The sequence below is a fragment of the Desulfoferula mesophila genome, assembly GCF_037076455.1.
GTDB lineage: Bacteria > Desulfobacterota > Desulfarculia > Desulfarculales > Desulfarculaceae > Desulfoferula > Desulfoferula mesophila.
This window is the reverse complement of sequence record NZ_AP028679.1, coordinates 3,073,403-3,098,253: the sequence shown is the minus strand read 5'-3', so window position 1 is coordinate 3,098,253 and position 24,851 is coordinate 3,073,403. Positions and strand designations below refer to the sequence as shown.

The window sequence follows — 24,851 nt, the reverse complement described above, 5'->3', positions numbered from 1 at the left end:
CATGCGCGAGGCCCCCGAGCTTTTGGAGCGCGCCCGGGAGCTGACCGGCCGCCGCCTGAAACAGGTGCGCCTGATCACCGACACCACCGAATTCATGAACCTGGAGCCCGGCGACGTGCTGGAGCTACAGGGGCGGCGCTATGTGCTCAAGGGTAGCGAGTACGAGGGGCGTTTCGGCCTGGACGAACAGCCCAAGTATTGGGTGAAGCGGGCCCTGGACTGGGAGGACGGCACCCCCAAGATCATCAAGCTGGTGTTCTACGAGGAGTTCGACATGTCCCTGGGGGAGATCACGGTGCGTTGCTACCGCTCCCCCTCCAAGGAGGGCCGCATCCTGGCCCTGGTCAAGGGCAATCCCAACTTCATGCAGGGCATCACCCTGCGCGACGCGGCGGACAACCAGGTCAGGGTGTTGGACCGCATCCACGGCGGCCCCCTGGACCAGCACCTGCAAGAGCTGGAATGCGACCACCGGGAATATTACGAGCGCCACTTGCGCCGGGTGCTCAGCAAGCTATTGGTGGCCTTCGAGGCCATTGCCTGGCTGCACAACCAGGGCGAGCGCCACGGCGACGTGCGCCGGGACCACCTGTTCGTGGACCGCGACAGCGGGGCCTGGTCCTGGATCGACTTTGACTACAACTTTGAGTTCCGCCAGAACCCCTATGGCCTGGATCTTTTCGGCCTGGGCAACGTGCTGGCCTATGCCGTGGCCCGGCGCGACGTCACCCACCACGTGGTACGCGAACATTATCCCCAGGCGGAAGATGCCCTGGCGCCCGACGACTTTTCCCCGGTGATCAGAAACCGGGTGATGAACCTCAAGAAGGTCTATCCCTACCTGCCGGAGAGCCTCAACAACGTGCTGCTGCACTTCTCCCGAGGCGCCGGGGTATTCTATGAGAGGGTGGAGGAAATGATGGCCGAGTTGACCCCGGCCATCGCCGAGCTCCCCCAGGGAGAGGCGTGATGCCCATCTGGAACCGCATATTGGCCACCGTGGACGAACACGACAGCTCCATGCAGGCGGTGCGTTACCTGGCCGGGGTGCTGGGCGGCTCCGACGCCTGCCGGGTGCGGATCATGGCCGTGTACCAGGCCCCGGAACCGGACGCCCATCCCCAGCAGGAGCAAAGGGCCGCCGCCGCGGCCCAGCGCAAGCAATTGCTCCTAGAGCGCCTGGAGGCCGCCCGCCAGGTTTTGGTGGGGGCGCGCATACCCGCCTACAACGTAAGCACCCAGTTGCAGGAGTCGGGCGGGCGCACCATCGCCGAAACCATCATGGCCGCCCAGCGCCAAGGTGGCTTCGGCACCATCGTGGTAGGCCGCCGCGGCCTGTCCAAGGCCGAGGAGTTCCTCTTCGGCTCGGTGAGCAATTCCATAGTGCATAACGCCACCGACTGCGCCGTGTGGGTCATCAGCTAACCCGGCGCAGCCGGGCCCCGCATGGCTGCGTTGTCGGCGTCACTCGGTCCTCGACGTAGGAAAGACTACGCCTGCGTCCCTCGTTCGCCTGCCGCCTTGCCATGCGGCGTCTGGCTGCGCCGGGGGATTAGCCAGGAAGTGCCATGCCGCGTTGGCGGCATCGCTTAAGCCTCGGCGTATATAAAAATACGCCTGCGGTCCGCGCTCGCCGCCGCCTTGCCTGGCCCTCCCTGGCTGCGCCGGGGGTTGGGCAGCGCCATGCCGCGTTGTCGGCGTCGCTCCAGCTTCGGTGTAGGAAAGACTACGCCTGCGTCCCTGGTTCGCCTGCCGCCAGGTGCCGTGGCTGAGCGTTTATGACCCTTCGGGCGATACCCGCCTGGCCCCTCGTCCCGCCCCAGCCGGGGCCTAGTAATAGCCCAACTGCTTAAGGCGCTTGGCGGCGGCCTTGCCGTAGCCGCTCTTGGGCGAGGCCGCTTTCACCTTGCGGTAGTAGGTCACCGCCTGGGAGCGCGGGCCGATCTTGTCATAGGAATAGGCCAGCATAAAATTGTTGATCACGTGGTCGGGCATGGTCTGGGCCGCCGCGCGGTGGGCGTCCACGGCCAGGCTGTAGTCGCGGTTGGCAAAGGCCACCATGCCCAGGATCAGGTTGGGGTAGAAGCGGCCATCGCTCAGCCGGGCCCCTTCCTTGGCGTTGCTCAGGGCCGTGGCGGTCTGCTTCTGCTTGATCTGGGCGATGGCCAGGCGCGAGTAGAACATGCTCTCCTGGGGATAGAGGGCGATGGCCTTTTGGTATTGGCTCACCGCCTGGCCCCATTGCTTTTTCTTGGCCAGGGCGTTGCCCTTATCCAGGGCCGCGTAGGCCGGGACCACGCGCATTTGTTGTTTCAGGCTAAGTTGGAATTGTTTGGTCTTGTATGGCTGGCTGCTCAGGGGCGAGGCCAGGGCCCGCTGCTCGGCGGCGGCGATGCGCTCCTGGGGCAGGGGGTGGCTGGAGAGCATGCCGTCGATCATTCCGGGCTCGCTCTTTTGCATCTTCTGGAAAAGCCGGAAGGTGTTGACCATGGCCGTGGGGTTGTAGCCCGCCTTGGTCATGTACTCATAGCCCAACTCGTCGCACTGGCGCTCCTGGTCGCGGGAATAGCTGAGCATCATCAGGCCGCCCGCCACCCCGGCGGCGGCCAGGGCCACCTGCGAGTATTCGCTGTCGCTCAGGGCGATGGCCAGGCCCAGCATGGCCCCGGCCATGAGCACCTGGCGGGTGTAGGCCGATACCGCGTGGCGCGCGGTGACGTGGCCGATCTCGTGGCCCAGCACCCCGGCCAGCTCGTCCTCGCTGTCCATCTTGGTGATGAGGCCCCGGGTGATGCAGATCTTGCCTCCGGGCAGGGCGAAGGCGTTGACCTGGCTGGAGTCCACCACCGTGAACTGCCAAGGCAGGTTGGGCCGGTGGCTCAGCCGGGCCAGCTTGTTGCCCACCCCGCTGACATAAGCCTGTAGCTGGGGGTCTTGCGGCACGGGGCCGTTGTTGAGCTGGATCACCTGGGGGTAGTAATTGTTCCCCATGGTGATTTCCTGGTTCTCGCTCATGAACACCAGCTGTTCTTCGCCGGTGACCGGATTTTTGGCGCAAGCTGCCAGGAATATGGCGAAGAATACGAGCAGTACCGCGGCGGCGGCACGGTAGGAACATCGGTGGCGCATGCTTACCATGGCTGCTCTCCCCCTGGGAATTTACATCAACCGCAGTATAGCCTATCGCGTTTTGCGCCCCAAGCCCTATTTGGGCAGTTTGTCGCGCACGCTCTGGAGCTTCTGCTCCATGGTGCCGGTCTTGTCGCGGCGGTCGTCGATGTTGATCAGGGTCATCACCCGCGAGGGACCGGCCTGGAAGGGCAGCTCGTGCACCTGGCGGATGACCGCCAACAGCTCGTCCAGGGGGCCTTCCAAAACGGTGCCCATGGGGGTGAGGGTGTGCTTGACCCCCGAGTCTTCCAGGGCCTGGTGCACCTGGGCCACGTAGGCGCTCAGGCTGGTGGTTTTGGTTCCCAGGGGGACGATGGTGAACTGGACTACGGCCATGATCTCTTCCTCCGGCGCTTCCCGCGGGGCGGGGATAAGTTGTGTGCCCCAGGGGGGTGGGGTATAGTCTGAAATTGAGGCAGCATAGCGTCCATGACGGGCGCTTGGCGCTCTCCTGGTTAGGAGTGTACACCGTGGAGCGAGATTACTACGCCGGGCTGGCCGATGACCAGCTTTTCGAGGCCATGTTCACCGCCGAGGACCGTCTGCCCAGGGACGCGGCGGAGGAGCTGGCCTTCCGCGACGGCCTGGCTCCCTACCTGAGCCAGATGGTGATGGACAAGCAGAGCTGGTTGGCCGACCTGCCCGACTGGTGGGCGGTGGTGCACGCCACCTACGCCCTAGGCCTTCGGGGCGGCGACGAGGCGGTGTTGCCCCTGGTGGCCGCCCTGCGCTGGGCCGACGCCTTTGACTGCGACTGGGTCACCGAGTTGCTGCCTTCCATCTTCGGCAGCGTGGGGCCCTCGGCCATCCCCTGGCTAACCGCCGTGGCCCGCGACCAGGCGGCCGGATGGTCGGCCCGCGATCTGGCCTTGCGCTCCCTGGCCTCCATCGGCCTGAAGCACCCGGACAGCTATGAGCACGTGTTCAAGGTCATCGGCGAGCGCTTCATGGACGAGGGCGAGGACCGCCTGGTGCGCCAGGTGGCCGGCCAGGTGCTGTTGGACTTCCGCCATCCGGGCTACCGCATGGCCCTGATCAAGTTCGCCCGCGAGGACTGGGCCTTCAAGGACATGGACTACCTCTACCCCGCCTGCCTGGACCCCGAAGAGGTGGAAATAGCCTTTAAGCTGGGCGAGCCCGAGCTGTGGCACTACCAGGAAGACTGGATGCACTTCTACGACCCCGGCGAGATTCAGCGCCGCCTGAAGCGCTGGACCCGCGAGCGCCTGTCCGGCGCGGGCCAGCCCCGCCAGGTGAAGCCCCCCACCGGCGGCGGTCGGGTGCTGCCCCTGTGGCGCACCGACAAGGGCCCGGTGGAGCCGGTGGACGGCGGCTCGGGCGAGGGCGAGGAGTAAGGGGTGGCTTTCTCTCGCTGGTGCCGGGGGCGGTGGCCTTCAGCGACCATTTGACAGTTCCCGCCGGGCGATGCTATCTTTATTTCTGCGTGTCAATTAATTTAGCCTGATATTTCGGGCAATTATCCACCCCAGCCCTGGAGGGGCGCGTGAGCTATCTGGTCCTGGCCCGCAAGCACCGGCCCGCCACCTTTGATCAAGTGGTGGGCCAGGAGCACGTGACCCGGACCCTGGCCGGGGCCCTGGAGAGCGGCCGCCTGGCCCACGCCTTCTGCTTCACCGGGCCGCGCGGGGTGGGCAAGACCACGGTGGCCCGCATCCTGGCCAAGGCCCTGAACTGCGAACAGGGCCCCACCGCCAACCCTTGCGGCAAGTGCGTGCACTGCCTGGAGATCAGCGAGGGCCGCGCGGTGGACGTGCAGGAGATCGACGCGGCCTCCAATTCCCGGGTGGAGGACGTGCGCGAGCTTCGGGAGATGATTCGCTACCATCCCCAGTCCGGGCGCTACCGGGTGACCATCCTGGACGAGGTGCACATGCTCTCCAAGGCGGCCTTCAACGCCTTGCTCAAGACCCTGGAGGAGCCGCCCGAGCACGCCGTGTTCATTCTGGCCACCACCGACGTGCACAAGGTGCCGCTGACCATCCTCAGCCGCTGCCAGCGCTTCGATTTCAGGCGCCTGCCCCCTCGGGTGCTGGCCGAGCATTTGCGCCAGGTGCTGGCCGCCGAGGGCCTCAGCCTGCCCGCCGAAAGCCTGGCCCTCATGGCCCGCGAGGCCGACGGCAGCGTGCGCGACTCGCTTAGCCTGTTGGACCAGGTTTTGGCTGCGGACAAGCCCTCCATGAGCCACGCCGAGGTGGTGGAGCTGTTGGGCCTGGTGGACCGCGAGCTGGTGGTGGCCACGGCCCAGGCGGTGCTGGCCGGCGAGGCGGGCGAGGTGCTGGACCTGGTGAGCCAGGTCTATGCGGCCGGCGGCGAGATGCAGGCCTTTTACGGCTCGCTGCAGGAACACTTCCGCAACCTGGCCGCCGCCAAGGCCGCGCCCCAGGGGGCGGAGCTGTTCGGGCTGACCCCCGAGGAGATGGCCGCCCTGCGCGAGCAGGCCGCGCCGCACAGCCCCGAGACCCTGCACGAGATTTTCGGTCACCTGGCGGCCAGCGAAGACCTGTTCCGCCGGGCCTCCCAGCCCCGCCTGGTCATGGAGATGACCCTGCTCAAACTCACCCAGGTCAAGCCGGTGGTGAGCCTGGCCGAGATCATCTCCGGCCTGGAGCGGGCGGGCGGCGGCGAGGCCCCGCCCACGGCCTCCCGGCCTCCCAGCCAGCCGGCCCCGGCCGCTCCCGCGGCCCGGGGCGGCAAACCGGCCTCGGCGGCCCAAGCGCGCCCGGCCCCGGCCCGCCAAGCTCCCGCCCCGGATTCGGCCCCCGCTCCCAAGCAGGCCTCGGCCGCCCAACCGGGCGACGCGGCGGGCATGCTCAAGGAGTTGGTGCGCTACGCTGAGCAGCAGCAACCGGCCCTGGCCTCCTACCTGGGGCGGGCCACGGCCAAGCTGGAGGACGGGCTGCTCAAGGTTACCCTGCCCGCGGGGGCCATCGCGGCCAGCTACGCCACCGAGAGGAACCAACAACGTCTGAACCGCATGGCCGGCGAGCTGTGGGATCAGGCCCCCCAGGTGCGCCTGGCGGCTTCCGCCGAAACGGTGCAGGCCCCGGACCACCAGGCCCGGGCGGCGGCCCGGGCGGCGGCCGCGGCCGAGCTGGCCGATCACCCGGTGGTGCGCCAGGCGGCCGAGGTTTTCGAGGCCGAGGTGGTGGCCCTCAACCCGGCCGAAACCAACGAAACAACCAACCCTCTATCCACGGAGCAAGATTGATGATCCCCCGAGGCGGCATGGGCAACCTGATGAAGCAGGCCCAGAAGATGCAAGAGCAGATGCTCAAGATGCAGCAGGAGCTGGAAGCGCGTGAAGTGAACGCCTCTTCCGGCGGCGGCATGGTGGAAGCCGTGGTCAACGGCAAGGGCGAGTTGCTGCGTCTCAAGCTGGACCCCGAGGTGGTGGACCCCGAGGACGTGGAAATGCTCTGCGACCTGGTGGTGGCCGCCGTGGGCGAGGCCCAGCGCCGGGCCCAGGAGATGACCCAGGAGGAGATGGGTAAGCTCACCGGCGGGATGAACATCCCCGGCCTTACCTAACTGGCGGCGCCATGTATCCCAAGGCGGTAAACAACCTCATCACCGCCCTGAGCCGCCTGCCCGGCATCGGCTCCAAGACCGCCGAGCGCCTGGCCCTGTTTTTGGTGCGGGCCCCGGCGGCGGAGGTGCAGGCCCTGGCCCGGGCCGTGGCCGGGGTGGGCGCCGTGAAGGCTTGCGGGGTGTGCTTCAACCTCACCGAAAGCGATCCCTGCCCCATTTGCGCCGACCCCAACCGCGACGCACAGAGCATCTGCGTGGTGGAGACCCCGGCCGACCTGGCCGCCCTGGAGGCGGCGGGCTCCTATCGAGGCCGCTACCACGTGCTCTCGGGCGCCCTGTCGCCCCTGGACGGGGTGGGGCCCGAGGCCCTGCGCCTGCGCGAGTTGGTGCGCCGGGTCAAGCAGGGCGGGGTGCGCGAGGTGATCATCGCCACCAACCCCACCGTGGAGGGGGAGGCCACCGCCGACCTGGTGGCCCGCTCCCTGGCGGGCTGCGGCGCGGTGGTGACCCGCCTGGGCTACGGCATGCCGGTGGGCGGGGACCTCAAGTACATGGACGGGCTCACCCTGAGCCGCTCCCTGGAGTCCCGCCGCAAGCTGAGCTGAGCCGGCCCTGACGCAGACGGGCCGGGCCTTTGGCCCGGCCTTTGGCTTGGGGCTTAGTCCTGGTGGGATTCCAGTTGCTCTTGTATGAAGGCGCGCACCTCGTCGGCGGGCCGGAACACCCCGAAATGCCCCTCGGCCAACATGTCGGCATTGAGCTCCAGCAAGCGCTGCATGGAGTCGCGCCACTGGTCCAGGTTTGAGCCGAAGGCCGGGGCAAAGGGGCCGTGCACGTCCTGGCCGAAGAGCACTTTGAGGCCGTCGGTCAGACACCAGGCGGCCAGCGAGCCGGGGGTATGGCCGGGGGTGTGTAGGATATGGAGCTTCTCCTGGTCCGACAGGGCGATGGCCCCGTCGCCCCCCAGCACCTCGTCGGCCTCCAAGGGCTCCAGGGCCAGGCCGTACCAGTCGGCGGCGGAGCGCTTGGTGTCCCCGTCGGCCAAGACTTGGGCGTCGTCGGTGTGGATGATGACCCGGCAACCGGTGCGCCGCTTTATCTCGGCCGCGCCCCCGGCGTGGTCGATATGGGCGTGGGTGAGCAGCAGATGGGTGGGTGCCTTGTCCACGGCGGCCACCGCCATTTCCAAAATGGCGTGGGCTCTGGGACCGGCCCCGCAGTCGATCAACACCCTGGCCTGGGGGCCGTCGACCAAATAACAAAGACAATCACGCGGATCGGTAAGGTCCGGCCCCCCCACCATGAACACGCCGGATGCCAACCTCCTAGGTTTGCGGTCCTGGTTCATCGAGGCTTTCTCCTTTTGATGATCTCGGGGCGAGGCCTCCTTCCTGGACGCCTAGGTTGTTCTTTCTAAAGCTAGCACGACCGGGGGCGGCGAAAGAAGGCCTTGGGGCATATAAACCTTTGGTTAGCTTGCCGGAGAGAGGCCTGGGGGCGGCTTGGCGCCACCGTGTTATAGTGGGCCCGTGGGCCAAGGAGACGATGCTATGCGCATGCTCGAGCAGAGAAAACTGGTGGTGGAATTCGGGCGTAAGTTGCTGGCTTGCGGGCTGACCACCGGCTCCGGCGGCAACCTGAGCCTGGTGGACCGGCGGCGGGGCCTGTTGGCTATCACCCCCAGCGGGGAAGACTACTTGGAGATCACCCCCGGCCGGGTGGTGCTGGTGGACCTGGATGGAGACCAGGTGGACGGCCCCGGCCGCCCCTCCAGCGAGTTGGGCTTCCACCTGGCCTTGTACCAAGAGCGGCCCGAGGTCAACGCGGTGGTGCACACCCATTCGCCCTATGCCACCACCCTGGCCTGCCTGGGCTGGGAGTTGCCCCCGGCCCACTACCTGGTGGGCTTCGCCGGGCCCAAGGTGCCCCTGGCTCCTTACCACACCTACGGCACCCCGGAGTTGGCCCGGGCGGTGGCAGAGGCCATGCAAGGCTACAACGCCGCCCTGCTGGCCAACCACGGCCTGGTGGCGGTGGGGGACACCCTGTCCCGGGCCTTTGCCGTGGCCGAGGAGATCGAGTTCGCGGCCCGGGTCTATTATCAGGCCAAGGCGGTGGGTGAGCCCCGGATACTGAGCGAGGGGCAGATGCGCGAGGTATTGGCCAAGTTCGCCACCTACGGCCGGCAATAGCCGCCACCCAACTAGGCGATGCTGTCTAATCTATTCAATATGCAGGAAAATTAATTTTAATAGCATTTTCTTGTCCTCAAGGTCAAGCCTTGCTACCCTATAAGTGTGCAAGGAGTGATGACCATGTACCAAAAAGAGACCCCCCATCCCATGCATCCGGGCCACGTGTTGTTGGATCAGTACCTGCTGCCCCAGCAGGAGACGATCAGCCGTCTGGCCCGCCGGATGAAAGTGCCCCAGGGTATGCTGCAGAGGGTGGTTAACGGTGAATCGCCCTTGTGCCGGGCCTTGGCCCACAAGCTGGCCCAGCACTATGACCAACCGGTGGACTACTGGTTGCGCCTGCAAGTGCGCTACGACCAATAGGCCCTTCAGGGCCCGACGAGATTTTTCCCAACAATCCAAGCTTGCTCCACCCACTGCCTGGTGGAGATTTATGCTCCGGCGTGCTACAAATGTCGCCGTGGCGGGTGTTGGTGATAACCCCGCCCGGTTAATCCGTTTTGACGAAGGGAGCCCCCAAAATGGCCACGGGTGAGAGCGCCTCTCCTTCCAATTTTATTCGCAACATCATCGATGAACACAACCGCGGCGGGCGTTTCGGGGGCAAGGTGGTGACCCGCTTCCCACCCGAGCCCAACGGTTATCTGCACATCGGTCATGCCAAGAGCATCTGCCTGAACTTCGGCCTGGCCGCCGACTACGGCGGACGCTGCCACTTGCGCTTCGACGACACCAACCCCTCCAAGGAGGAGCAGGAGTACCTGGACTCCATCATCGAGGACGTGCACTGGCTGGGGTTCGACTGGGGCGAGCACCTCTACTACGCTTCCAACTACTTTGACCAGCTCTACGAGTTCGCCATCAAGCTCATCGGCGACGGCAAGGCCTATGTGGACGACCTGAGCGCCGAAGAGATCCGGGCCCACCGGGGGACCCTGACCGAGCCGGGCACGGACAGCCCCTACCGCGAGCGCGGGGTGGAAGAAAACCTGGACCTGTTCCAGCGTATGAAGGCCGGCGAGTTCGCCGACGGCTCCCGGGTGCTCCGGGCCAAGATCGACATGGCCCACCCCAACCTGGTGATGCGCGACCCCACCCTGTACCGCATCCGCCGGGCCGTGCACCACCGCACCGGGGACAAGTGGTGTATCTACCCCATGTACGACTTCACCCACTGCATCTCCGACTCCATCGAAGGCATCACCCACTCCATCTGCACCCTGGAGTTCGAGGACAACCGGGTGCTCTACGACTGGGTCCTGGACCAGCTGGACATCTATCATCCCCAGCAGATCGAGTTCGCCAGGCTCAACCTGGAGTTCGCGGTGATGAGCAAGCGCAAGCTGCTGGAGCTGGTCAAGGAACACTACGTGGAGGGGTGGGACGATCCGCGCATGCCCACCATCCGCGGCATGCGCCGCCGGGGCTTCACCCCCGAGTCGCTACGCCTGTTCTGCGAGCGCATCGGGGTGGGCAAAAAAGAATCGTGGATCGACATGTACTGGCTGGAAAAGGCGGTGCGCGACGACCTGAACGAAAAGGCCCCCCGGGTGATGGGGGTGCTGGACCCCATCAAGGTGGTGATCACCAACTATCCCGAAGACCAGGAAGAGATATTCGAGGCCCCCTACTTCCCGGACAACCCCCCGGCCATGGGCTATCGTGATGTGCCCTTCTGCCGGGAGCTTTTCATAGAGCGGGAAGACTTCATGGAGGATCCGCCCAAGAAGTTCTGGCGCATGGCTCCGGGCCAGGAGGTGCGCCTCCGCTGGGCCTATCTGGTCACTTGCGACGAGGTGGTCAAAAACGACCAGGGCGAGATCGTGGAGTTGCGCTGCACCTACGACCCCGAGACCCGGGGCGGCTGGGCCCCCGACGACCGCAAGGTCAAGGGCACCCTGCACTGGGTGTCGGCCCGCCACGGCCTCAGGGCCCCGGTGCGCCTGTACGACCGGCTGTTCAGCGTGGCCAATCCCGGCGCCTTCAAGGACCGCGACTACAAGGAGTTCCTCAACCCCGAGTCCATGGTGCTCATGCCCCAGGCGGTGGTGGAGCCCAGCCTGGTCGGGGCCGCGCCGGGCAGCCGCTACCAGTTCGAGCGCAAGGGCTTCTTCTGCGCCGATCCGGTGGACTCGGCCGAGGGCGTGCCGGTGTTCAACCGCATCGTGACCCTCAGGGATTCCTGGGCCAAGATATTGGAGCAGCAGAAGCGCGAGGCCGCCGAGCAGGAGCGCGCGGCGCGCAAGGCCAAGAAAAAGGCCAAGCAAGAGTGAGCCCGGCGTGTCCCGGCGCATAATCTGCCGGGACGCGCCCGTGGGCCGGCGTTGGCCCCGGCCGCCCGCCCAAAACAAAGCCGCCCCGGCCCGATGGCTGGAGCGGCTTTTATCTTGGTTGCGTCAAAAGGCGAGGGTCTAGACGTAGAGCTCCCTGGCCAGGGCGCTCACCTGCACGGTGAGGTCCAGGATGGCCCGCGCCTGATCTTCGGTCAAGGTGCCCATGCCGCAGGCCGGGGAGACCAGGGCCTGGGAGGCCAGCAGGTCGTGGGGCAGTCCCTTCTCTTCCAAGGCCCGCAGCAGCTCGTGCAGGCCGGCCCACAGGCCCTTGGCGGTCTCGTTGCCCTTGTACTCGGCGGTGGGCACCGCGCCCCAGGCCACGGCCCCGCCCCGCTCCAAGAGGGTGCGCACCGACTCGGGGTAGAGCAGCAGATGGCGGCTGTAGCCCTCGGAATCCAGGTTGAGTACGTCGGCCCCGGCGTCCACCAGCAGGGACCAGTCGGTGTTGCCGCAGCAGTGCACCCCGATGACCATGTCGGCCCGTCCCCGGGCCTCCTCAAAGGCGGCGCCCAGCAGGGCCAGCACCCTTTCACGGCTGATGGGGGTGAAGGCGCTGCCAAAGCCGGAGAGCCCCGGCTCGTCGAAGAAGATCATCACCGGGCGTCCCGTGGCCCCCAGGCGCCGGGCCTGGGCCGCCGCCGCCGCGCCCAGCCCCCGGGCGATGGCCTCGGCCACCTCGTCGTCGTAGAGCAGGGCCTTTTCATCGAGCCCGGCCAGCCCCAGGCCCATGGTGATGGGCCCGGTGACGTGGCCCTTTAGCCAGGGGAAGGCTCCGGCCGGGGCTTGGCTCAGGGCTTCCAAAAAGGCGAAGTAGCCTGCGGCCATGGCTGGTTGCAGATCAAAGGACTCCAGCGAGCCGCCCAACAGGCGCTCGTAAAAGGCGGCCAGGGCCTCTTCGCGCCCCAGGCCGCCGAATACCTTGACCTGGCGGGTGCCGGGGGTGGCGCTCACCAGGGGCTCCAGGGCCGGGGCGTACTGGGGGGTCATGTCCTCGGCCGGGTCGCGCTGGGGCAACTGGGGCCAGTAGGGCATTTCGTCCAGGCGGGTAAGCACGTCGCTCACCGCGGCCTGGGGGTCGCGGTGGGGCAGGGTTCCTATACCGGTGGCCGTAAAGCCGGGCTTGAAGTTATCAGGCACGCTCCAGGTACTCTCCGGTGCGGGTGTCTATCTTGAGCACCTCGCCTTGTTCGATGAACAGGGGCACCTGCACCACCAGGCCGGTCTCCAGGGTGGCGTTCTTGGTGGCGCCGGTGGCGGTGTCGCCCTTTAGGCCGGGCTCGGTATCGGTGACCTCCAGCTCCACGGTGATGGGCAGCTCGACCCCTATGGGCTTGCCGTTGAAGAACACCACCTTGACGTCGATGTTGGGCTTCAGGTAGTCCACCGCGTCGCCCAGGTATTCCTCGGCGATGAAAAGCTGGTCATAGGTATCGTTGTCCATGAACACGTAGCTGTCGCCGTCCTGGTAGAGATACTGGACGTTGTTCTCTTCCAGGTTGGGGATGTCAACTTTGGCCCCGGAGCGGAAGGTCTGTTCCAGCACCTGCCCGGTTTCCAAGTTTTTGAGCTTGGTGCGCACAAAGGCGCCGCCTTTGCCCGGCTTTACGTGCTGGAACTCCACGATGGTATAGGGCTTGCCGTCGATCTCGATCTTAAGGCCGCGGCGAAACTCTGCCGTGCTGTACATGGAATCGTCTCCAGTTTCATTTTTCCGGTGGCCGCTGGGCCGGGGCCTTCTTGCCCGGTCCGCTGTAGACCACCTCGTCATCGCCCACCAGGCCCATGTCCCGGCGGGCCGCCCGCTCCAGGGCGGTTTTATCTTGCCTCAGGCGCTGCACCTGGCGGTACAGGGCCCGATTTTCCTTGTCCAGTCGGGCGTTGGTCTGGCGGGCGGCGGCCAGCTCCTCTTGCAGGCCGGTCAGCTTGGCCACGCCGCGCCAAAGCACCAGGGCGCACAGAACCAGCACCGCGGCCAGAATCAGCGGCCACCACAAGCGCGAACGTTCGCTGGAGGCCATCAACCCCTCCGGTTTGGTCTGGGAACCAGGGGTGAACTATAGTATGAGGCCGGGTAAGAATCAAGCAGCGGGGACAAACCCGTGAGCCCGCGCAGCAGACAGAGCCAAATGTCACCCGGCGCCATCTCTCCCCTGAGCCAGTTGAAGCCCAACTCCACCCCGCCGGGACGCCGCCGGGCCAAGGCGTGGAAAACCTGGGGCACGCGGTAGATGAGCCGGGCCAGCAGGCGCGAGTGGCAATGATCCCGCAGCAGGGTGTCTTCCACCGCCCGCTGATACAGGCCCAGGTCGCCCGCCAACACCGCCTGGGCGGCCAAGCGTCCCGAGACCACCGCCTGGGCGATGCCCTCGCCCAGTACCGGGTCGGCCAGCCCGGCGGCGTCGCCCAGGGCCGCCCAACCCTCGCCGCACACCCTTATCCGCCGTCGGTGGGGGCAGGGGATCAGCGCCCCCCGCGGGGCGCCCACGCCGGACAGGCCCAGGCGGCGGGTGAAGGCCTCCCAGCGCCGCCTAAGGCCGCCGGTTCCCCCCTGGTCGCGCCCCAGGAGGCCGGCGATGCCCAGGTTGAGCACCCCGCCCCGGTCAAAGGCCCAGCCATAGCCCCCGGCCACCCCGCCCAGCTCCAGAAAGGCCGCCTCGGACAGCGCCGGGCGCAGGCGCTCAGGCAGGGGAATCTCGCGCACCAGGGCCGCGAAACGCCAGCCGCCCCCCTCCAGGCCCAAACGGCGGGAGACCAGGGAGCGCGCCCCGCCGGCGTCCAAAAGCCAACGGGCCCGCCAGGGGCCACCGTCCGCCTCCATCCGCCAGATGTCCCCTTGGCGCGCCACCCCCCGGGCCCTGGACTCTACCACCGTGACCCCGGCCCCCCGCGCCTGCCGGGCCAGCCACTGGTCCAGGCGGCCGCGTTCCACCAGATAGGCCCCCGGGCGCGACGAAGTATGCGCCGCCGCCGGGCGGCCCGGATAGCCGATCCACAAGCGGCGTACCGGATAGGCCCTCAGCCAGGCGGGGGGCTCCAGCCAGGCCAGGGCCTCCAGGCCCCGGGCCGACAGGCAACCCCCGCAGGGCTTGCCGCGGCCGGCGGAGCCGTCCAGGACCAACACCCTGGCCCCGGCGCGGCAAAGCTCCAGCGCTGCGGCGGCTCCCGCCGGGCCCAACCCCGCGATTATGGCGTCGAACTCGCGCTCCATGGCCCCAAGATTTAGCACGCCGGGGTTCCGGCCACAAGCGCCTGCCCTTGCCCGCCGGGGCGGGGCATGGTAAACACGGCCTTATCCTTGCAAGGGTTGCATTACGTCCCCATCGCACACCGGAGGTCCCATGTCCACCCCCCGACTTTTATACGCCGACGGCCAGGGCAACATCCTGGACCATCCCGGAATGGGCATGGCCGGCTCGGCCGGAGGGCGCTGGGAGCCGGTGGCCGAAAACCAATGCATCCCCCTGCCGCCGGGCAGCGAACTGTTTCTGCTGCCGGGGCGCCTGCCGGTGGGAGTGGACGAAAACGGCGGCTTCGAGGTGCTGGAGCGCGATCCGGCCAACGGGGCGGCCAAGGTTAGCGCCGTGGCCGCCTTCTTGGCCCCGGCCCACACCGCCACACTGTGGAGCGCCTTCCAGACCCAGGCGGGCGCGCCCGTGCTGCCCCTGTTCGCCTACGCGGCGGTGGGCCTGTCCAAAGAGCGCCTGGTGGCCACCGCCATCCGGGTGGACCCGCTGCCCCGGCAGGATCCGGACAAGTTTCCCCCGCCCCAGCGCCTGCAGGAGGCGGGCCGCCGCCTGCTGCGCAAGTTCCGCCACAACCGCCTGATGCAGCACCTGGGCCACTGCGCCATGGGCTACGGCTGCCCGGCGGCGCGCAACCTCATGCTGGGCCGCTGGGAGGCCCCCCTGCCCACGGCCGGGACCTGCAACGCCTCCTGCCTGGGCTGCATCTCCAGCCAGCCCGAGGGCCCCTTCCCGGTCACCCAGGAGCGCATCGCCTTCACCCCCACGGTGGAGGAGGTGGTGGAAGTGGCCATGCACCACTTCAGCACCGCCCTGGACCCGCTGGTAAGCTACGGCCAGGGCTGCGAAGGCGAACCCCTCACCCAGGGCGAGCTGCTGGAGGAGTCCATCCGCTGCATCCACCAGCGGGTGCCCCAGGGCACCATCAACCTCAACAGCAACGGTTCCCTGCCCGACGTGGTGGCTCGGCTCATGGATGCGGGCCTCAGCTCCATCCGGGTGTCGGTGAACAGCCTCATCCGCGAGCGGCACCAGGCCTATTACCAGCCGCGAGGCTGGTCCCTGGCCGATGCCGTGGAGTCCATCAAGGTGGTCAAGGCCGCCGGAGGCCACGCCTCGCTGAACCTGCTGACCATGCCCGGGGTGACCGACCGCCCGGAAGAGGCCCAGGCCATCGCCGACCTGGTGGCCGAGACCGGCCTGGACCTGATCCAGTGGCGCAACCTGAACATCGATCCCGAGATTTATCTGCGCACCCTGGGCCTCACCCCGCCCCAGGAGCGTCTGGGCATCGCCGAGATGATCGACGGCCTGCGGCGGCGCTTTCCGCGGCTTAAGCATGGTTATTTCAACCCCAAGCTCTAGTCCGGCTTCGCCAGACCCCGCATGGCTGCGTTGTCGCCATCACTTGGTCCTCGGCGTAGGCGTACTACGCCTGCGTCCCTCGTTCGGCTGCCGCCTTGCCCTGCGGCGCCTGGCTGTGCCGGTCGGCCTTGCCCGGCAGCTTCATGTTGTCTAGGGAACGGCTTGTGACCCTCGGCGAAGGCATACTATGCCTGCGTTCCTCGTTCGGCTGTCGCCTTTCCTGACCCACCCTGGCTGTGCCGGTTCGGCTTCGCCACGCCCACGCCTCTAACCTGGTTGACCAATAAAAACACCCCGCCTCGATAATGAGGCGGGGCGTAGACGTTGTTGGCGAAGCGGCCTAGTCGTCCTCGGCCGGGACCGGGGCGCGGCCCCGCAGGCGGTCGATGATGGCGTGGATGTCGTCGAGCATCAGGTAGCCGCAGGGGATCAACAGCAGGGTGATGCCCGTGGCGAACAGCACTCCGAAGCCCAGGCTCACGGCCATGGGGATGAGGAACTGGGCCTGCAGGCTGCGCTCGAAGATGATGGGGGCCAGGCCGCCGAAGGTGGTCAGAGAGGTGAGGATGATGGCCCTGAAGCGCATGGGCCCAGCCTCGCGGATGGCCTCGCCGGGGGTCATGCCCGCGTCGCGCAGGCGGTTGGCCGCGTCGATCAAGACCAGGGAGTCGTTGACCACCACGCCGGTGAGGCCCACCATGCCGAACAAACTCAACAGGCTGGTGCCCAGGCCCATGATGAAGTGCCCGGCCAGGGCTCCCACCAGGCCGAAGGGAATGGCGGCCATGACGATGATGGGCTGGCTGAAGGAGCGGAAGGGGATGGCCAGCAGGGCGTAGATGAGGAACAGGGCCAGGACGAAGCCGCTAAGCACGTCGCTCAAGGATTCGCGCTCCTCGCGGCCCGCTCCCTCCATGGTATAGCGCAGGCCCTTGTACTTGGCCTCCATCTCCGGCAAGACCGTTTTTTCCAGCCAGGCCCTGAGCTCGCTGGCATTGGCCAAATCAGTGTTCACGTCGGCGGTCACCTTGATGACCCGCCGCCGCTGGGCCCGGTCCACGCTGGTGTAGCCCCTGGTCATGGTGACCTCGGCCACCTGGCTGAAGGGCACCTCCTTGCCCGTGGCGGTGCGAATGCGCATCTGGCGCACGTCGCTCAGGGTGCGCCGCTCGCTTTCCGGGAAGCGCACCAACACCCTGACCTCGTCCTCGTTGCGCTGCAGCCTCAGAGCCTCCGCCCCGTAGAAGGCGTAGCGCACCTGCTGGGCCAGATCCTGCAAGGTCAGCCCCAGGCTGCGGGCGGCCGGCTTCAGCTTGAGCTGCATCTCCCACTTGCCGAGAGTGAAGCTGTCGGCGATGTCGAAGACCCCGGAGTAGGTGGCCAGCTTGGCCTTGAGCTCGTCGGCCGCGGTGATCAGCTCCTCCTCGTTGGGCGCGGAAAGGTGCACTTCGATGGGGTTGCCGGGGCTGAACATCTCGCCGGTGAACGACAGCGACTCCGCCTCCGGCACCTGGCCGGTTTCCTTGCGCCATTCGGCCACCAGGCCCTTGGTGCTCATGTTGCGCTTTTCGCCCTCCAAAAGCTCCACGAACACGGTGGCCAGGTTGCCTCCGGCGCTGGAGGACCCCCCGCTGTGGCTGGCGCGGCCGCCGGTGCTCATCCCCACCAGGCTCACGGTGTACTTGTGCAGGGGCTCCGATCCCTGGGGCCGCTTCTCGTCAGCATCGGCGAGCACCCTTTTAATGGACTTCTCCAGCTTGTCCACCACCTGGGTGGTCTGCTCGGGCGGCGCTCCGGCGGGCAGCTCCAGGTTGGCGGTGAGCAGGTCGCCCTCCACCACCGGGAACAGGGTGAACTTGATGTAGCCGCCCATCACCAGGCCCAAGGCCACCAAAAGTACCACGATGCCCGAAGCCAGGGTGGCATAGCGCCAGCGCAGGCAAAAATCCAGGGTCTTGTAATAGGGGCCGCGGATGAAACGCCTGAGCAGGCGGACGCTGCGTTTTTCCTTGCCATCCTTGCGCGCCTTTACCTTGGAGCCGGCCAGGTGGGAAGGCAGGATGAACAGGGATTCGATGAGCGAGGCTATGAGCACCGAGATGACCACCACGGGTATGTTGCGCATGATCTTGCCCATCATGCCGCCGGCCAGCATCAGGGGCATGAAGGCGGCCACCGTGGTGAGCACCGAGAAGATCACCGGCTTGCCGATGATGGTGGTGCCCTCGATGGAGGCCTGCATGGGCTCCATGCCTTCTTCCCGGAAGGTGAAGACCTGCTCCCCCACCACGATGGCGTCGTCCACCACGATGCCCAGAACCATGATGAAGGCGAACAGGCTGATCATGTTTATGGACACGTCGGCAAAGGGCAGGGCCCAGATGGCCGCCAGGAAGGATATGGGTATGCCCAAGGTGACCCAGAAGGACAGGCGGGCGCTGAGGAACAGGCCCAGCACCAGCACCACCAGGACCAGGCCCTGGGCCATGTTCCTGAGCAGAAGATCGATACGGCTCTTGAGGATCTTGGAGCGGTCGCTGAAGAAGTCCACGTTGACCCCGGCGGGCAGCTCGGGGCGGACCTTGGCCACGTAGCCCTTGACCTCGCTGGCCACGTCCAGGGCGTTCTGGTCGGCCACCCGGTACACCTGGATCAGGATGGCGGGCTTGCCGTTGAAGCGGGCGAACATCTCCTGGTCGTCCTGGAAGCCCTCCTTGATCTGGGCGATCTGGCCCAGGGTGACCTTGCTGCCGTCGGTCCTGGTGATGATGGGTACGTCGTAGTATTCCTTGGCCAGGTATTTGCGCCCCTTGGCCCTGACCAGCACCTCGCCGCCCTCGGTCTTCACGCTGCCGCCGGGCAAATCCAGGCTGGCCTGGGCCACCGCGTTGGCCACGCTTTTCAGGGTGAGGTTGTAGCGCCGGAGGGTCTGCTCGGAGACCTCGATGTGGATTTCGCTGTCGCGCACCCCGAACAGCTCAGCCACCGTGACGTCGGGCAGGGCGGTGATGTCGTCCTTCATGCGCTGGGCGATGGCCTTGAGGCTGGCCTCCGGCACGTCGCCGAACAGGGCCACCCACAACACCTGGGTGCGCCGGGTGGTTTCGCGTATTACCGGTTTCTCCGCTTCGTCGGGCAAGGTGGTGATGCGATCCACCTCGCTTTTCACCTCGTCCAGGAGCTTTTGCAGATCCCAGCCTTTGACCACCTCGATGATGATGGTGGCCATGCCCTCCACGGCCTTGGAATCGATGCGCCGGATGCCGGCCAGCCCGGCGATGTTCTCCTCTATTTGCCGGATCACCCCTTCTTCCACCTCGGCGGGGCTGGCTCCGCGGTACTCCACGCTGATGGTGATGGTGTCCAGGCTGGTCTCGGGAAACACCTCCAGCTTCATGGTCAGGGCGGTGACCGCCCCGGCCAGGAGAAAGAAAATCATCAGCAGGTTCGCGGCCACATGGTTATGCGCGAACCAGGCGATGATGCGTTTCATGGCTTAACCCTCCTGCCCGGTGGTGCGCACCTGCATGCCGTCGCTGACCTCGCGCAGGCTGGTGGTGACCAGCTTGGAGCCCGGGGGCAGACCGGGATCCAGCAGGACCTGGTCGCCTCGCATACGGGCCACCGTGACCTTGGTGAAGCGCAGCTTGCCCTGCGCATCCACCAGCCACACCACGTCGCCCTGGTGCAGGGCGGCGCGGGGGATGAGGGTGGCCCGGGGCAGGGTGTGGCCCACCAGGCGAACCTTGACAAAGGCGCCCATGGCCAGGGGGGGCAGGGTGGAATAGGGGTTGTCTACGCGCACCACCACGCCCACCAGGCGGGTGCTGGAGTCCACCTGGCCCAGGGCCCGCACCACCCGGCCTTGCCAGGACATCTGCTTACCGGCGAACTCGGCGCTGACCACGGCGGGAGAGCCCTGCTTGTCGTGGGTGGTCAGGCCGGGAACGTTCAGCCAGGCCAAGTCGTGGTCCTCGATGTACACGTTGATCTCCGCCGCCTCGGTGGAAAACACCGTGGCGATGACGCCTCCCTTGGCCAGGTATTGGCCCAGGTCCACGTTTTCGGCGACCACCCGTCCGTCAAAGGGGGCGCGCACCTCGGTGCGCGCCAGGTTCAGGCGCGCCTGTTCCACCTGGGCCTTGGCCGCCTCCAGGCTGGACTTGTATTGGGCTATCTGCGGTTCCTTGATCAAAAGAGAGGGCGGTTCGCCCATCTTGTTGTCGCTGTCCTTGTTGAGCAGATGCCATTCCTCCCTGGCGCTGGCCGCTTCCTCCCTGGTGGTCTGCAGGCTGGTCTCGGCCGCCTTCACCGAGGCCTGGGCCAGGGTCAGGGCCAGTTGGTAGTCCCTTTGCTCTATTTTAAGGAGCAGCTCGCCCTGTTTGAACGAACCGCCCGCCACCAGGTGGGGAGACACGTAGACCACCCGCCCGGCCACCTCGGCGGACAGCACCGGCTGGGTCATGGGAATCACGGTGCCTTCACCCTGGACGGTGACCTCCACCGGCCGGCTGGCCACCTCCATTACGCGCACCAGGGGGCTGACCACCTGGGCCGTTTTGCGCGCCGGGGGCTTTTTGCTGAGCACAAAGGCGGCCAGGGCCGCCGTGCCCGCGACCAGCAGCACAACCACCAAAATGATTTGCCCTAGGACTTTTTTCCTGACGGCCATGATCGTCTACTTCTCCGCCTTGGCCAGGGCCGGGGGCTTGGCCCAGCCACCGCCCAAGGCCCGGTACAAGGTTACGCGATTGGTTAATACGGAAAGCTCGTTTTGCACCAGCTGGTCGTCAAGGTTGTAGCGGGTGCGTTGGGCGTCCAGCACGGACAGATAATCCTGCAGGCCGTGGATGTAGCGGTTTTGCGCCGTGCTCTGGGTGGCCGCCGCCTCCCGCGCCGCGTCCTTGAGCAACTGGCGCCTTATTTCCTGCTGCTGCCGGCTGAACAAGGCGCCCTCCACCTCGGCAAAGGCGTTGAGCACCGTCTTGGCGTAGACCGACACCCCCTGGGCGTAGCGGGCCCGGGCGGCCTCTTCCTGGGCGGCCAGGCTGCCCGCGTTGAAAATCGGCTGAGTCAGGCCCAGGGCCAGGTTCCAAAGCTCGTTGGCCGGCGTGAACAGGCTGTGCAGGGCGTTGTCCGCGTAGCCGTAGCCTCCGGTGAGGGTGATGGAGGGGAAGCGGGCCGCCCGGGCCACGCCGATCTTTTCGCTGAGGGACTTGAGCCCCGCCTCGGCGGCCTTTAGGTCCGGGCGGCGCAGGAGCAGCTCCGAGGGCAGGCCCGGAGGCACCGGCCGCATGCGGGCCAGGTAGTCGATGCCCGGGTCCGGGTCGGGTTTGATCTCGGGGTAGCGGCCCAAGAGCACGGCCAACTGTTGCTGGGCCAGGCCCAGCTCCTGCTCCAGGGCGGGGGTGGCCGCCTTGGCCTGGGCCAGGGAGCGCCGGGCCTGCCGCAGATCCAGGGCGCTGGTCAGGCCCCGGCGATAGCGGCCTTCCACGAACTCCACGCTCCTGGTGTAGGCCTCGATGCTGTTTTGGTTGACCACCAGGCGCCGCTGGATGGCCCGGATATTGAAATAGCCGGTCACCGCGGAGCTGACCACGGTCTGGGCCACGGTGCGGCGGCTTTCCTCGGCTTGCAACAGGCTGGCCCTGGCCGCGTCCTCGGACCGGGCCAGTTTGCCCCAGAGGTCCACCTCGAAGCTGGCGGCCAGGGAAAGCTGGTAGGTTTCCAGCTCATAGCCGGTGGTCTGGTTGGTGGGCAAGTTCAAGGCGGTGGTGGTGCGCTGCTTCTTGCCCGAGCCGTTCAGGTTGACCGTGGGAAAGCGCGCGGCCCGGCTTTGCACGAAAGAGGCCCTGAGCTCCAACACCCGCCCGGCGGTTTCCTGCAGGTCCAGGTTGTTTTTGAGCACGTCCCCTACGACCTGGTTGAGCTGGGGGTCGCCGAATTGCTCCCACCAGCGGTCCAACTCGTGATAGGGGACCTTGCTCTTGGCCTGATCATAGGTCTGGGGCACCTTGAAGGCGAAGTCGGGACGCTGGTAGTCGGGCCCCACCTTGATGCAACCGGCCACGGCCAAGAGCAGGCCCAGGGCCAGGGGTGCGAGGGCCCAGGTGAAACGACGCTTCATTGGATTTGGTTCCCGTTGAGCCCGCACAAGGCGAAGCGGGTAATGTGATCCACGATAAGTTCCACGAACTCCGGGTCGTACTTGCGACCGGTGGCCATGCTTACCACCGGGCGGGCGAAATTGAAATAGAGCACCTGGGCGAAAATGGAAAGCATGATCAACTTGATGCGGTCGATTTCAATCTCCTGGGGCAGGCAGCGCCGCCACATGCCGATGCCCAGCTCCATGAAGGGCGCCATGGCCTCCTCGGATATGAGCTTGAAGGCCTTGGATTGCTGGCCCATCTCCCGGGCGATGAGTTGGGAGTGGAGCATGCGCTCGCGGTCGGTCAGCGGACCGGCCAAAAAGGCCTTGGCCATGGTGCGCACCAACTCCTCGGGAGTGAAGCTATCGCGCTGGGCCAATTCCCGCAAGGGTGCCTGGATTTGGCGGGTCCGCTGGGCCCAGCGCTGGCGAAAAACCTCCAGGTACAGGTTTTCCTTGCTGCCGAAATGGTAGTTCACCGCCGCCAGATGGGTGCCGGCCGCGGTGGTGATCTCCCTGAGGCTTACGGCATCGTAGCCCTTGCCGGCAAACAGCCGCTCCGCCTCGTTCAACAGCCGCTCGCGGGTGGGGTCGGCCTGCCTGGTTTGAGTTTGGCTCATGGATGCTCCTCCAATACGAACGTTTGTATCAAACGATTGTTCGTATGTCAAGGATGCGGACATTTTTATCGGCCGGCTTTCTTGCGGGGATCATTGACCGCCACTCCAAGCTTTGCTAATTAGCGATCATGCCTTTCCAAACGGGTGTCGGCCCCTGGTGAAGCACGATACATGCCACAGTTTTTCTAAAGATTTATGGATAATTTGACAATAAATTCCGAGTGATAGTGTTTATGGCCCGGTAGGGGCCGCCAGGACGCGCAAAAAATATATGCATCGGATGCCCTGGGGGGATATTTTTTATACGCCACCCACGGGTTTGCGAAGCGAGGAGGAAGCAAGTTGAGCGAGCATTACGAGGACGATAGCCTGGGGCGCACCAGCGACCAGTTTTTGACCCATGCCTTGACCCCGGCCAATTTGGGGGCATTGCCTCATCCGGACGGCTACGCCAATCCCTCGGGAACCTGCGGTGACAGCATCGAGTTATATCTGCGGGTGCAGGACGAGGTGATCACCGACGCCCGTTTCCTCACTGATGGATGTTTGCACACCGTGGCCTGCGGCAGCGCCATGACCAGCCTTATCAAGGGCCGTCAGGTCAGCCAGGCCCTGCAGGTGGGGGCCGACGAGGTGGAGGCGGAGCTGGGCGGCCTGGAAAAGCCCCATCGCCACTGTGCGGTCTTGGCCGCGGTGACCCTCAAGGCGGCCCTGCGCGATTATTACAAGAAAAAGCAGGCTCCTTGGAAAGCCGTATACGGCAACCGCTGAGCCGGAGGGCCTGACCAGCCCAAAATTTGGTTTCCCCCCATTTATTCCTGCATAATAAGTAGTGGCGGTCTTGCCCCCGCGCGGTCGGCGCCTAGCCATGGCTTGGCCGGTCCCGCGTCCGGACCATGGACCGCCAACTCAAACATCCAACTTGGAGGATTTCGTGAAGCGTTTGGTTTGCCTCACCGCCGCGATTGTGGCCGTGGCTTTGTTGGCTCTGGCCGGTTGCAGCGGGGATGACGAGCAGAAGGTGACCGCCGAGCAGGTGAAGAAACAGGCCCAGGAGGCGGTGAACACGGCCGTGGCCTACAGCAAGCAACAAAAAGACGAGCTCATGGCCAAGTTCAGCGAACAGTACGACTCGCTCATGAAGCAGGGCGACGAACTCATGGCCAAGGCCAAGGAGCAGGCCGCCGCGGGCCAGGAGAAGGCCAAGCAGGTGCTGGCCGACTTGCAACAAAAGCAAAAGGCGGTGCAAGAGAAGATGGCGGCCATGAAGGACGCCAGCGCCGAGGCCTGGGCCCAGGCCAAGCCCGAGTTGGAAAAGGCCCTGGAGAACCTGAAAGAGGCCTACAAAAAGGCCATGGCCGAATTACAGTAGGCCCAACGTCCACGGCCGGGGTTTGCCCATGGCTAACGGAGGAGCAGTTTGTCGCCCAGCGAGTTCGTCATCTGGCGCATGAGCATCTTCATGGGCGGCTTGGTGTTTTTTCTGCTCCTGGAGTTGGCCGTGGCCTACCGCCGGCCGTCGGTGAGCAAGACCAAGCGCTGGTTCGTCAACCTGGGCATCACCGTGTTCAACAGCCTGGCAATGCGTATTATCTTTGCCGGGGCGGTCCTGACGGTCAGCGCCTATGTCACCCGCAACCACCTCGGCCTGCTCAACCTCACCCCCTTGCCCTATTGGGCCAAGGTGGTGGTCACCGTGGTTTTCCTGGACCTGTTGCTATGGGTCTGGCACCTGCTCAACCACGTGGTGCCCCTGTTTTGGCGTTTCCACCGGGTGCACCATACGGACCTGAACATGGACGTTTCCTCGGCCACCCGCTTTCATTTGGGCGAGTTGTTCATCAGCGAGTCCATCAAGCTGGGCCTGGTGTTTTTTGTGGGGGCCGATTTCCTGGGGGTGCTCGTCTTCGAGTCCAGCCTGGTGCTGGCCGCCCAGTTTCAGCATAGCAGCCTCAAGGCCCCGGCCTGGTTCGAGCGGATATGGTGGTGGCTTTTCGTGCCCCCCTCCATGCACCGCATCCACCACTCGGTAAAGATAAACGAGCGCAACACCAACTACGGCACCATCCTGAGCGTCTGGGACCGCCTTCTGGGCACTCTCCTGCACGACGTGAATCAGGAGCGCATCAAGATAGGGGTGGGCGGCCACTTCGACGAAAAGAAGCTGGGCCTGGGCCACTTGTTGGTCATGCCCTTCGCCCATTACGTGCGCTAGCATTCTGGAA

At 66.0% G+C, this 24,851-nt stretch carries 24 protein-coding genes; 13 read left to right on the top strand and 11 right to left on the bottom strand.

The window, feature by feature from the left end:
- The first annotated feature begins 1 nt into the window (after nt 1).
- Together AACH32_RS14200 and AACH32_RS14195 are read left to right on the top strand one after the other, a co-directional pair.
- Complete coding sequence (locus tag AACH32_RS14200) at nt 2-970, top strand: hypothetical protein (protein ID WP_338600784.1); 969 nt, start codon at nt 2-4, stop codon at nt 968-970.
- The gene (locus AACH32_RS14195) at nt 970-1,425 is read left to right on the top strand and encodes a universal stress protein (protein WP_338600781.1); all 456 of its coding nucleotides are present in this window, start codon (nt 970-972) and stop codon (nt 1,423-1,425) included. Before AACH32_RS14200 ends, AACH32_RS14195 begins: the two co-directional genes overlap by 1 nt.
- 405 nt (nt 1,426-1,830) lie before the next feature.
- On the opposite strand, the gene AACH32_RS14190 is transcribed toward AACH32_RS14195, so the two are convergent.
- The gene (locus AACH32_RS14190; RefSeq protein WP_338600779.1) at nt 1,831-3,138 is read right to left on the bottom strand and encodes a M48 family metalloprotease; all 1,308 of its coding nucleotides are present in this window, start codon (nt 3,136-3,138) and stop codon (nt 1,831-1,833) included.
- Nucleotides 3,139-3,204: 66 nt separating this feature from the next.
- Entirely contained in the window at nt 3,205-3,507 is a 303-nt protein-coding gene (locus AACH32_RS14185; RefSeq protein WP_338600777.1) for an MTH1187 family thiamine-binding protein, read from the bottom strand.
- A 134-nt stretch (nt 3,508-3,641) separates the two neighbouring features.
- Here AACH32_RS14185 and AACH32_RS14180 point away from each other — a divergent pair, with 134 nt between their 5' ends.
- From AACH32_RS14180 to recR, 4 genes are all read left to right on the top strand, one after another.
- Entirely contained in the window at nt 3,642-4,526 is an 885-nt protein-coding gene (locus tag AACH32_RS14180) for a hypothetical protein (RefSeq protein ID WP_338600774.1), read from the top strand.
- Nucleotides 4,527-4,675: 149 nt separating this feature from the next.
- On the top strand, nt 4,676-6,400 hold the full coding sequence (gene dnaX, locus AACH32_RS14175) for a DNA polymerase III subunit gamma/tau (protein ID WP_338600771.1): 1,725 nt from the start codon (nt 4,676-4,678) through the stop codon (nt 6,398-6,400).
- Entirely contained in the window at nt 6,400-6,720 is a 321-nt protein-coding gene (locus tag AACH32_RS14170) for a YbaB/EbfC family nucleoid-associated protein (RefSeq protein WP_350341519.1), read from the top strand. The genes dnaX and AACH32_RS14170 overlap by 1 nt, the downstream gene beginning before the upstream one ends.
- Nucleotides 6,721-6,731: 11 nt before the next feature.
- Nucleotides 6,732-7,325, top strand: a complete 594-nt coding sequence (gene recR / locus AACH32_RS14165; protein WP_338600768.1) for a recombination mediator RecR — start codon at nt 6,732-6,734, stop codon at nt 7,323-7,325.
- A gap of 53 nt (nt 7,326-7,378) precedes the next feature.
- Here the strand turns inward: recR and AACH32_RS14160 are convergent, their stop codons facing one another.
- Nucleotides 7,379-8,068: an MBL fold metallo-hydrolase gene (locus AACH32_RS14160; RefSeq protein WP_338600766.1), complete on the bottom strand. Its 690-nt coding sequence runs from the start codon at nt 8,066-8,068 to the stop codon at nt 7,379-7,381.
- A 208-nt stretch (nt 8,069-8,276) separates the two neighbouring features.
- Here AACH32_RS14160 and AACH32_RS14155 point away from each other — a divergent pair, with 208 nt between their 5' ends.
- The 3 genes from AACH32_RS14155 to AACH32_RS14145 all read left to right on the top strand — a co-directional run bounded on the left by AACH32_RS14155 (nt 8,277) and on the right by AACH32_RS14145 (nt 11,188).
- A complete protein-coding gene (locus AACH32_RS14155; RefSeq protein WP_338600764.1) occupies nt 8,277-8,912 on the top strand; it encodes an L-fuculose-phosphate aldolase in 636 nt (211 codons plus the stop codon).
- Nucleotides 8,913-9,035: 123 nt separating this feature from the next.
- Entirely contained in the window at nt 9,036-9,278 is a 243-nt protein-coding gene (locus AACH32_RS14150; RefSeq protein WP_338600762.1) for a HigA family addiction module antitoxin, read from the top strand.
- Nucleotides 9,279-9,436: 158 nt separating this feature from the next.
- On the top strand, nt 9,437-11,188 hold the full coding sequence (locus AACH32_RS14145) for a glutamine--tRNA ligase/YqeY domain fusion protein (protein ID WP_338600760.1): 1,752 nt from the start codon (nt 9,437-9,439) through the stop codon (nt 11,186-11,188).
- A gap of 138 nt (nt 11,189-11,326) precedes the next feature.
- Here AACH32_RS14145 and AACH32_RS14140 read toward each other — a convergent pair whose 3' ends face one another.
- The 4 genes from AACH32_RS14140 to AACH32_RS14125 are packed head-to-tail and all read right to left on the bottom strand — an operon-like array spanning nt 11,327 to nt 14,474.
- On the bottom strand, nt 11,327-12,385 hold the full coding sequence (locus AACH32_RS14140) for a hypothetical protein (protein WP_338600757.1): 1,059 nt from the start codon (nt 12,383-12,385) through the stop codon (nt 11,327-11,329).
- Nucleotides 12,378-12,935: an elongation factor P gene (gene efp, locus AACH32_RS14135; protein WP_338600754.1), complete on the bottom strand. Its 558-nt coding sequence runs from the start codon at nt 12,933-12,935 to the stop codon at nt 12,378-12,380. The genes AACH32_RS14140 and efp overlap by 8 nt, the downstream gene beginning before the upstream one ends.
- 16 nt (nt 12,936-12,951) lie before the next feature.
- A complete protein-coding gene (locus AACH32_RS14130) occupies nt 12,952-13,266 on the bottom strand; it encodes an FtsB family cell division protein (protein ID WP_338600751.1) in 315 nt (104 codons plus the stop codon).
- A complete protein-coding gene (locus AACH32_RS14125) occupies nt 13,266-14,474 on the bottom strand; it encodes an NAD(P)/FAD-dependent oxidoreductase (RefSeq protein WP_338600748.1) in 1,209 nt (402 codons plus the stop codon). The genes AACH32_RS14130 and AACH32_RS14125 overlap by 1 nt, the downstream gene beginning before the upstream one ends.
- A gap of 112 nt (nt 14,475-14,586) precedes the next feature.
- On the opposite strand from AACH32_RS14125, the gene AACH32_RS14120 reads away from it, so the two are divergent.
- Nucleotides 14,587-15,855: a radical SAM protein gene (locus tag AACH32_RS14120; protein WP_338600746.1), complete on the top strand. Its 1,269-nt coding sequence runs from the start codon at nt 14,587-14,589 to the stop codon at nt 15,853-15,855.
- A 340-nt stretch (nt 15,856-16,195) separates the two neighbouring features.
- On the opposite strand, the gene AACH32_RS14115 is transcribed toward AACH32_RS14120, so the two are convergent.
- Genes AACH32_RS14115 through AACH32_RS14100 form a run of 4 tightly spaced genes read right to left on the bottom strand, consistent with a single transcriptional unit; the run spans nt 16,196 to nt 22,626 of the window.
- Complete coding sequence (locus tag AACH32_RS14115; RefSeq protein ID WP_338600744.1) at nt 16,196-19,348, bottom strand: efflux RND transporter permease subunit; 3,153 nt, start codon at nt 19,346-19,348, stop codon at nt 16,196-16,198.
- Between the two features lie 3 nt (nt 19,349-19,351).
- The gene (locus AACH32_RS14110; RefSeq protein WP_338600742.1) at nt 19,352-20,527 is read right to left on the bottom strand and encodes an efflux RND transporter periplasmic adaptor subunit; all 1,176 of its coding nucleotides are present in this window, start codon (nt 20,525-20,527) and stop codon (nt 19,352-19,354) included.
- A 6-nt stretch (nt 20,528-20,533) separates the two neighbouring features.
- Nucleotides 20,534-21,982, bottom strand: coding sequence for an efflux transporter outer membrane subunit (locus AACH32_RS14105; RefSeq protein WP_338600739.1), 1,449 nt, complete (start codon nt 21,980-21,982; stop codon nt 20,534-20,536).
- The gene (locus tag AACH32_RS14100; protein WP_338600737.1) at nt 21,979-22,626 is read right to left on the bottom strand and encodes a CerR family C-terminal domain-containing protein; all 648 of its coding nucleotides are present in this window, start codon (nt 22,624-22,626) and stop codon (nt 21,979-21,981) included. The genes AACH32_RS14105 and AACH32_RS14100 overlap by 4 nt, the downstream gene beginning before the upstream one ends.
- Before the next feature lie 342 nt (nt 22,627-22,968).
- Between AACH32_RS14100 and AACH32_RS14095 the strand changes: the two genes are divergently transcribed.
- The 3 genes from AACH32_RS14095 (at nt 22,969) to AACH32_RS14085 (ending at nt 24,841) form a co-directional block, all read left to right on the top strand.
- Nucleotides 22,969-23,397: an iron-sulfur cluster assembly scaffold protein gene (locus tag AACH32_RS14095; protein WP_338600735.1), complete on the top strand. Its 429-nt coding sequence runs from the start codon at nt 22,969-22,971 to the stop codon at nt 23,395-23,397.
- Nucleotides 23,398-23,560: 163 nt separating this feature from the next.
- Complete coding sequence (locus AACH32_RS14090) at nt 23,561-23,998, top strand: hypothetical protein (RefSeq protein ID WP_338600732.1); 438 nt, start codon at nt 23,561-23,563, stop codon at nt 23,996-23,998.
- Between the two features lie 48 nt (nt 23,999-24,046).
- On the top strand, nt 24,047-24,841 hold the full coding sequence (locus tag AACH32_RS14085) for a sterol desaturase family protein (RefSeq protein ID WP_338600730.1): 795 nt from the start codon (nt 24,047-24,049) through the stop codon (nt 24,839-24,841).
- The last annotated feature ends 10 nt before the right edge of the window (nt 24,842-24,851 follow it).